Source organism: Microvirga arvi (genome assembly GCF_016892765.1).
Lineage (GTDB): Bacteria > Pseudomonadota > Alphaproteobacteria > Rhizobiales > Beijerinckiaceae > Microvirga > Microvirga arvi.
Window position 1 is genome coordinate 1 of the sequence record NZ_JAFEMD010000171.1, and the last position, 1,502, is coordinate 1,502.

General features: G+C 63.4%; 1 protein-coding gene. It reads right to left on the reverse strand.

What is annotated here, in order from left to right; translation table 11 throughout:
* Entirely contained in the window at window positions 1-1,440 is a 1,440-nt protein-coding gene (locus ILT44_RS30330; protein WP_204243325.1) for an IS1182 family transposase, read from the reverse strand.
* Window positions 1,441-1,502: the final 62 nt, after the last annotated feature.

A 1,502-nucleotide genomic window follows, 5' to 3' on the forward strand; every position in this document is an offset into this window, starting at 1 on the left:
TCAGGCTGCCAGAGCCTTCAGCAAAGGCCCGACACCCAGGATGTTGATCATCCGCTTCAGATTGTAGGCCAGCACGTGCAGGCTCATCTCGGTTCTGACCTTCTCCAGGCTCTTCATCAGGAAGTGCGTGCTGCCCATCCAGGCCTTGATGGTCCCAAACGGATGCTCCACCGTCTGCCGGCGAATGAGCATGGCCTCGGGCATCCGCTCGAGCCGATCCTGCATCCGGTCGAGCACGTCCTCATGCTCCCAGCGCTTCACCCGCTTGTGGTTGTCCGGCGTGCAGCGGGACTTGAGGGCACAGGTCGAACACGCGGTCAGGTTGCGGTAGTGGTCAATATTGTCCCTGCGATCTGAACGCACCTTGCCCTTCGTCAGGTGCTGACCCGCCGGGCAGGTGTAGCGGTCATGCTCGGCGTCGTAGATGAAGTCCTGTCCCGTGAAGAGGCCTCGTTTGCTGTTGCCGGAGGTCTGGGTCTTGGGAACGTAAGGCAGAACACCACTGCCCTCACAGGCCAGCACCTCGTCACCGTTGTAGTAGCCGCGATCCGCCAGCACAGTGAGTTCATCACAGGTCATGACATCCCGGGCTTGCTGCCCCATCGCCAGCAGTTGGGTGCGGTCGTTGCCGACATTGGTCACCTCGTGCGCCACGATCAGGTGATGCTCGGCCTCCACCGCCATCTGCACGTTGTAACCCACGACCCCGGTGCCTTTGCCGCTGGTGGCCATGGAGCGTGCGTCCGGATCCGTCAGAGAGATCTGCTGGTCGGGCGCGGCCGCCACCTGCTGCTCCATCTCCTTCAGAGACTGCATCGCCCGGCGCAGGCCCGCGATCTTCTGCTTGAGGCGGGTTGTCCTGGCCTCGGTCTCCGCGCCACCCTGCCGGTCGGCGTGATCCAGCGCGGCCAGGTAGCGGGCGATGCCGGCCTCGACCTGCTCGATGCGCTTGGCCACCTTGGCGACGGTGAAGTTCTTGTCGCGGTTGTTGACGGCTTTGAACTTGGAGCCATCGAGAGCAACGCCTGCCCGGGTGAACAGGTTGAGCTTGCGGCACAGCATGATGAACTGCGCACACGCTGCGCGGATGGCTGGTCCATTGTCGCGGCGAAAGTCGGCAATGGTCTTGAAGTCCGGCATCAGGCGGCCGGTCAGCCAGATCAGCTCGAGGTTGCGCTGGGTCTCGCGTTCCAGGCGGCGGCTGGACGGGACGCGGTTGAGATAGCCGTAGATGTAGATCTTGAGCAGGGTGGCGGGATGGTAAGCTGGCCGGCCCGTCGCCTCCGGCACCATCCCGGCAAAGCCGAGGGCCGCCAGATCCAGTTCGTCCACGAAGGCCTCGATGATGCGCACCGGATTGTCGGGTGCCACGTAGTCGTCCAGGCAATCAGGAAGCAGGGTGGCCTGCCGGCGGTCTTCCCCTTCAACGAAACGCTTCATCGCGACCTCCGCTGATCCGCATCAGCTTAGCCGATGAACACGTTTCCACACAGGCTGGACCC

Coding starts and splice junctions, on each gene's coding strand:
- ILT44_RS30330 (WP_204243325.1), bottom strand. CDS start 1,440: ATGAAGCGTTTCGTTGAAGGGGAAGACCGCCGGCAGGCCACCCTGCTT.